A 5,999-nucleotide genomic window follows, 5' to 3' on the forward strand; every position below is an offset into this window, starting at 1 on the left:
CAACCTAAAAGACAAAACAATAACTTAAACATATAACACAAACCAGCGAACGGAAAACCGATTTTTAAATCTGTTATCCGTTCGCTGTTACTTGTCAGCTGTCAGGCTCCGCGTCCTGACCGACTGCTTACTGCCTCACCGCTTACTGCTCGTTGCCCTGGCTGTTGTCGTCGAACTGCACGTCGCCCGCGATCGCGTGGACGAACTTGGCTCCGTCGATGGTGCCGAGGCCGCTCGCGAGGTCGTAGCCCTCGACGGCGTTGTAGCCGGTGACGCCGCCCCAGCCGTTGTCGCCGTCCTTGACGTCGACGATGCCGCTCCACTTGCTCGGCAGCAGGCTCAGGCCGTACAGGCTCGGGTTGAGCTGGCCGAGGCGGTGGCCGGCGAGCTGGTCGGCCAGCGCGACGATGCCCGAGAACAGCGGGGTGGCCTCGCTGGTGCCGCCGGTGAGGTGCCAGCCGACCGCGGTCGGGTCGTAGGACTCGTAGGTCCAGGCGGCGCCGTCGACGGCGGCGCTCATGCTGATGTCCGGGGTGCCGCGGTGGTTGCCGGTGACGTCGGAGACGCCGGCCTGGTACCACGGGCGGGAGAAGATGCCGGACACGCCGCCGCCGCCGGCGCCGGACTTGTCGTGCCACACCTTGTCGGCCGCGGTGCGCTTGCCGTTGTCGTCCAGGGTCAGCTGGGTGCCGCCGATGGAGGTGACCAGCGGGTCCGAGGACGGCCAGGAGTTGACCTTGAACGGGTACAGGTCGGTGCCGTTGGTCTGCGAGTCGGTGGCGCCGTTGTCGCCGGAGGCGGCGAGCACCGTGACGTTGCGGTCGGCGGCGGCCTTGAAGGCGTAGCGCAGGTCGGTCAGCGACTTGAAGTCGCCCTTGTCGTAGCCCGGGAAGGTGTTCTCGGTGGCGCCGAAGCTCTGCGAGATGACGTCGCCGACGCCCTTCTTGATCAGGTCCTTCTCGGCGTCCATCATCTCGGGCAGGCCGGTGGTGCCCTCGGTCTCGGCGACGCCGGTCTCGACCAGGACGATGTGGGCGTCGGGGGCCATCGCGTGTGCGTACTCGACGTCCAGGGTGGTCTCGCCGGCCCAGCCGGTGTGGTCGGGGTTCTTCGGGTCGAAGACGGGGACGTTGCCCCACTTCCGCACCTCGACCTGGGTGTCCTTGATGCCCCACTGCTTGTCGAAGACCTCCAGGTCGTGCTGGATGGTCGGCGAGCCGAAGGAGTCGACGATGACGATGGTCCGGCCCTTGCCGGTGATGCCGTCCTTGTACAGCGGGGCCAGGTTGTAGGCCGCCTGGTACTGGACCGGCGAGTAGCAGTGGATGCCGATCTGGCTGACGCACTGGGTGGTGCTCAGCGGCGCCGGGCGGGTGGTGGCGAGGTGGTGGCCGAAGGAGGCCGGGCGGACGTGGACGCCCGAGAGGTCGTGCGCGGGGGCGGCGGTCGCGGCGCCGACGGCCGGAACGGCGACGGTGCCGGCGGTGAGGGCGGTGGCCCCCACGGCGAGCAGAGCCAGGGCACGGCGGAGGGAGGCGGGGCTGCCCATGGGACTCCTTGGGACGCAGAGGGCCCGACCAGGTCCGGTCGGGTCGGTTCGGACATCCCATCGAGTGCCGCATGATCATGCCATAGTCATTTGGTGGGGTCGATTGACCAGGCACATGGTCATGATCGGCCACGCGAAAGGGTAAAGGCCGTCCCAGGGAAAAGTAACCGTGCACCTGGGACGGCCATGTGAGGGCGCGTCAGCAATATTCACTGAATGTCAACCGTATCCACCCAGCACCCACCCACTTCGCTCACGGGTGCGGGAGAGCCGCCCCGGCCGGAGCTACCGGGCCCCACCGTTGACGTACAGTGTCTGCCCGCTCACGTACGAGGCCTCCTCGCTCGCCAGGAAGGCCACCACCGAGGCGACCTCCTCCGGCTGCCCGACCCGCCGCAGCGGCGTGCGGGAGGCCACCTCGGTCTGGTGGTCCTCGGCGGTGGCGCCGACCCGCTCGGCGGTGGCGGCCGTCATCGGGGTGGCGATGTAGCCGGGGGCGACGGCGTTGACGTTGATGTTGAACGGGCCCAGCTCGATCGCCAGGGTCGCGGTGAGCCCCTGGATCCCGGCCTTGGCGGCCGCGTAGTTGGCCTGGCCCCGGTTGCCGAGCGCGGAGCGCGAGCTGAGCGAGACGATCTTCCCGTACTTCTGCGCGACCATGTACTTCTGCGCCACGTGGCTGCAGTTGTACGCGCTGGTCAGGTTGACCGTCAGGACGGTGTCCCAGTCGGCTTTGGGCATCTTGAAGAACAGGTTGTCCCGGGTGATCCCGGCGTTGTTGACCAGGATGTGCAGTCCGCCGAGCTCCTCGGCGACCCGGGCGAAGACCTCGTCGACGGCGTCGTAGTCGGCCACGTCGCAGCCGTAGGCCCGGGCGGTGCCGCCCTTGGCGGTGATCTCGGCGACCGTCCCGGCCGCCCGCTCGGCGGTCAGGTCGACCACCGCGACGGTCGCGCCCTCCTCCGCCAGCCGACGGGCGGTGGCCGCGCCGATGCCCTGCGCCGCGCCGGTCACCACGGCGACCTTCCCCGCGAACCGTGCCATGTCCGTTCCTCCGCTCACTGGATGCTCCCGCTCACTCGAACCCCGCTCACTCGAACCCCGCTCACTCGAAACCCCGCTCAACCTGTCCCGACCCGTCTCAGGCGTTCTCGACCAGCACGGCCGTACCCTGCCCCACGCCCACGCACATCGTGGCCAGGCCGCGCCGGGCGCCGGTGCGGCGCATGCGGTGCAGCAGGGTGGTGAGGATGCGGGCGCCGGAGCCGCCCAGCGGGTGGCCGAGGGCGATCGCCCCGCCGCTGGGGTTGACCACCTCGTCGGCCCGCTCCGGATCGAACCCGATGCCGTCGGCGGAGGCCAGTGCCTGGGCGGCGAAGGCCTCGTTCAGCTCGGCGGTGTCCAGGTCGGCGAGGTCCCATCCGGCCCGGCCGAGCACCTTGGCGGTGGCGGGCACCGGGCCGATGCCCATCACGTCGGGGTGCACCCCGGCCGAGGCCCCGGCCACGTACCGGCCGAGCGGCTGCAGTCCGAGGTCGCGCAGCGCCTCCTCGCTGACCAGGACGAGCCCGGCCGCGCCGTCGTTCATCGGTGAGGCGTTCCCGGCCGTGACGGTGCCGCCCGGGCGGAAGGCCGGCTTGAGGCGGGCGAGCTTGTCGAGGCTGGTGTCCTCGCGGATGCCCTCGTCCTGGCTCACCGTCACCCCGTCGGGGCGCTCGACCGGGATCAGCTCGGCGTCGAAGTGCCCGTCCTTGCGGGCGGCGGCGGCCCGCTGGTGGCTGCGCAGCGCGAAGGCGTCCTGGCGCTCGCGCCCGATGCCGTACCGGCCGGCCACCTCCTCGGCGGTCTCGCCCATGCTGAGCACGCCGTGCAGTTCGGCCATCCGGGGGTTGGTGAGCCGCCAGCCGAGCCGGGTGTCGTAGGTCTCGATCCGGTGCGGCAGCGCCTCGTCGGGGCGCGGCAGGATGAACGGCGCGCGGGTCATCGACTCGCAGCCGCCCGCCAGCACCACGTCGGCCTCGCCGGAGCCGATCGCCCGGGCGGCGAGGGTGACGGCCTCCAGGCCGGAGGCGCAGAGCCGGTTGACGGTGGCGCCGGGGACGGTCTCCGGCAGGCCGGCCAGCAGGACGGCCATCCGGGCGGCGTTGCGGTTGTCCTCGCCGGCCTGGTTGGCGGCGCCCCAGTAGACGTCGTCGATCCGGGCCGGGTCGAGGGCGGGTACGTCGGCGAGCAGGGCGCGCAGCACGGTGGCCGAGAGGTCGTCCGGACGGACCGTGGCGAGCGCTCCGCGCAGCCGGCCGATGGGTGTGCGGCGGGCTGCGGCGAAGTAGACGGGTCGCACGTCGTGCTCCTTGTCGAGGGGTGGCGGGTCGCGGAGTGGCGGGTCGGAGAGTGGTGGGGCGGAACGCGGTGGCCGGTCAGAAGGCGTTGACGCCGGTCAGGGCGCGTCCGATGAGCAGTTGGTGGATCTGGCTGGTGCCCTCGTAGAGGGTCATCACCCGCGCGTCGCGCAGGTACTTGCCGACCGGGTACTCGTCGATGAAGCCGTAGCCGCCGAACACCTGGAGCGCGTTGTTGGCGGCCCGGACGGCGGCCTCGCTCGCGAAGAGCTTGGCGACGGAGGACTCGGTGGCGAACGGGAGGCCGCGGTCGATGTGGTCGGCGACCTTCCAGGTGAGCAGCCTGGCCGCCTCGACGTCGACCGCGATGCCGGCCAGCAGTTCCTGGACGAGCTGGTGCGCGGCGATCGGCTTGCCGAACTGCTCGCGCTCGCCCGCGTAGCGGACGGCGGCCTCCAGGCAGGCCCGGGCGATGCCGACGCAGCCGGCCGCGACCGACATCCGGCCCTTGGCCAGGGCCGCCATCGCGACCGTGAAGCCCTTGCCGACCTCGCCGAGCCGGGCGCTGTCGGGCACCCGGACGCCGTCCAGGTCGAGTCCGGCCGTGGCCTGGCCGCGCAGGCCGAGCTTGCCGTGGATCTCGGTGCGGCCGAAGCCGGGCAGGCCGGTGGGGACGAGGAAGGCGGTGATGCCCCGGTGGCCCTGCTGCTCGGGGTGGTCGCCGCCGGTGCGGGCGAAGACCAGGGCGACGTCGGCCCAGGTGCCGTTGGTGATGAAGGTCTTGGCGCCGCTGATCAGCCAGTGGTCGCCGTCGCGCACGGCCCGGGTGGTGAGGTGGGCGGCGTCCGATCCGGTGCCGGGTTCGGTGAGGGCGAAGCAGGCCAGGGCCTCGCCCGAGGTGAGCCGGGGCAGCCAGTGCCGCTTCTGCTCCTCGGTGCCGAAGGCGTTGATCGACTTGCCGACCAGGCCGAGCGAGACCGAGACGATCCCGCGCACGGCCGAGTCGCCGCGCCCGAGCTCCTCCAGGACCAGGCAGTAGGCGAGGTGGTCGCCGCCGCTGCCGCCGTACTCCTCGGGGATGGTCAGGCCGAGGAAGCCGACCTTCCCGAGCTTGCCGATGATCGCGCGGTCCACCTGTTCGGCGCGGTCCCACTCGGCGGCGTACGGCACGATCTCGCGGTCGGTGAACGAGGCGGCCAGCTCGCGGACGGCGGCCTGCTCCTCGGACAACTCCAGGTTCACGACGGTGCCCACCTCGTTAAACTAGCGCTGCAAGTTTTACGTGTGGACTGTAGACCCCACCCGCCCGCGCTGGGAAGGGGCACCTGCCAGAATCGGTCCCCACCCCACCCGACCGGAGGTAGCGACCCGATGGCTCGCCCGCGCACCCCGCTGCTCAGCCGTGAGCGCATCGTCACGGCCGCCCTGCGGCTGATCGACGACGAGGGTCTGGAGGCGCTCTCCACCCGCCGCCTCGCGGCCGGGCTGTCGGTCAGCGGGCCCTCGCTCTACAACCACTTCGCCACCAAGGACGACCTGCTGGACGCGGTGGTGGACAGCGTGATCGGCGAGGTCGACCTGTCGATGTTCGACGACCGGGCCACCCCCTGGCCGGAGGCGCTGCGCGCCTGGGCCCGCTCCTACCGCGCCGCGCTGGCCGCCCACCCCAACATCGTCCCGGTGCTCGCCCAGGGGCCGGGGCGGCGGCCCAACGCGCTGCGGCTGGCCGACGCCGTGTTCGGCCACCTGGTCGGATCCGGGTGGCCGCGCGGCCAGGCCACCCGGATCGGCGCGCTGATGCGCTACTTCGTCACCGGCTCCGCGCTGGCCTCCTTCGCGGCCGGCTTCCCGGCGGACGCCGAGGTGTACGACGCGGCCGACTACCCGCACCTCGGCGAGGCCCACCGGCTCGCGGGGCACCGGGGGTCGGTCGACGAGGGCGCCTTCGAGACCGGCCTGGAGGCGCTGCTGGACGGGCTCGTGCTGCGCTTCGAGCGCCTGGCCGTACGGGCGCCCTCCTAGTGTCCTGAGTCCTTGATCCGTCGTTGGTCAGTGCATGGGACGTCCTGGGCCGAGGCTGGCCGAGCTGGTGTTGTCGGATCACGAGCGGC

Annotated in this window: 5 protein-coding genes; 1 reads left to right on the forward strand and 4 read right to left on the reverse strand. The window is 71.6% G+C overall.

Translation table 11 applies throughout. The annotated features are described in order from the left end of the window. Positions 1 to 142: 142 nt before the first annotated feature. From ACFWXO_RS44530 to ACFWXO_RS44545, 4 genes are all read right to left on the reverse strand, one after another. A complete protein-coding gene (locus tag ACFWXO_RS44530; RefSeq protein WP_375884975.1) occupies positions 143 to 1,549 on the reverse strand; it encodes a S8 family serine peptidase in 1,407 nt (468 codons plus the stop codon). A gap of 285 nt (positions 1,550 to 1,834) precedes the next feature. Continuing rightward, positions 1,835 to 2,593 carry a 3-oxoacyl-ACP reductase FabG gene (gene fabG, locus ACFWXO_RS44535; RefSeq protein WP_380407496.1) on the reverse strand — a complete coding sequence of 253 codons (759 nt, stop codon included), beginning with the start codon at positions 2,591 to 2,593 and terminating at the stop codon, positions 1,835 to 1,837. A gap of 97 nt (positions 2,594 to 2,690) precedes the next feature. Next, entirely contained in the window at positions 2,691 to 3,890 is a 1,200-nt protein-coding gene (locus tag ACFWXO_RS44540) for a thiolase family protein (RefSeq protein WP_380532782.1), read from the reverse strand. Positions 3,891 to 3,966: 76 nt separating this feature from the next. Further along, positions 3,967 to 5,130 (reverse strand): acyl-CoA dehydrogenase family protein, encoded by a 1,164-nt coding sequence (locus ACFWXO_RS44545; protein ID WP_375885302.1) that lies wholly within the window; start codon positions 5,128 to 5,130, stop codon positions 3,967 to 3,969. A 129-nt stretch (positions 5,131 to 5,259) separates the two neighbouring features. On the opposite strand from ACFWXO_RS44545, the gene ACFWXO_RS44550 reads away from it, so the two are divergent. Next, a complete protein-coding gene (locus ACFWXO_RS44550; protein ID WP_375884982.1) occupies positions 5,260 to 5,910 on the forward strand; it encodes a TetR/AcrR family transcriptional regulator in 651 nt (216 codons plus the stop codon). Positions 5,911 to 5,999: the final 89 nt, after the last annotated feature.

It is taken from the genome of Kitasatospora sp. NPDC059088 (assembly GCF_042738155.1).
Classification (GTDB): Bacteria; Actinomycetota; Actinomycetes; order Streptomycetales; family Streptomycetaceae; genus Kitasatospora.

Excerpts from the sequence above, each read along its gene's own strand:
- fabG (WP_380407496.1), bottom strand. The coding sequence starts at position 2,593 with ATGGCACGGTTCGCGGGGAAGGTCGCCGTGGTGACCGGCGCGGCGCAG.
- ACFWXO_RS44530 (WP_375884975.1), bottom strand. The coding sequence starts at position 1,549 with ATGGGCAGCCCCGCCTCCCTCCGCCGTGCCCTGGCTCTGCTCGCCGTG.
- ACFWXO_RS44550 (WP_375884982.1), top strand. The coding sequence starts at position 5,260 with ATGGCTCGCCCGCGCACCCCGCTGCTCAGCCGTGAGCGCATCGTCACG.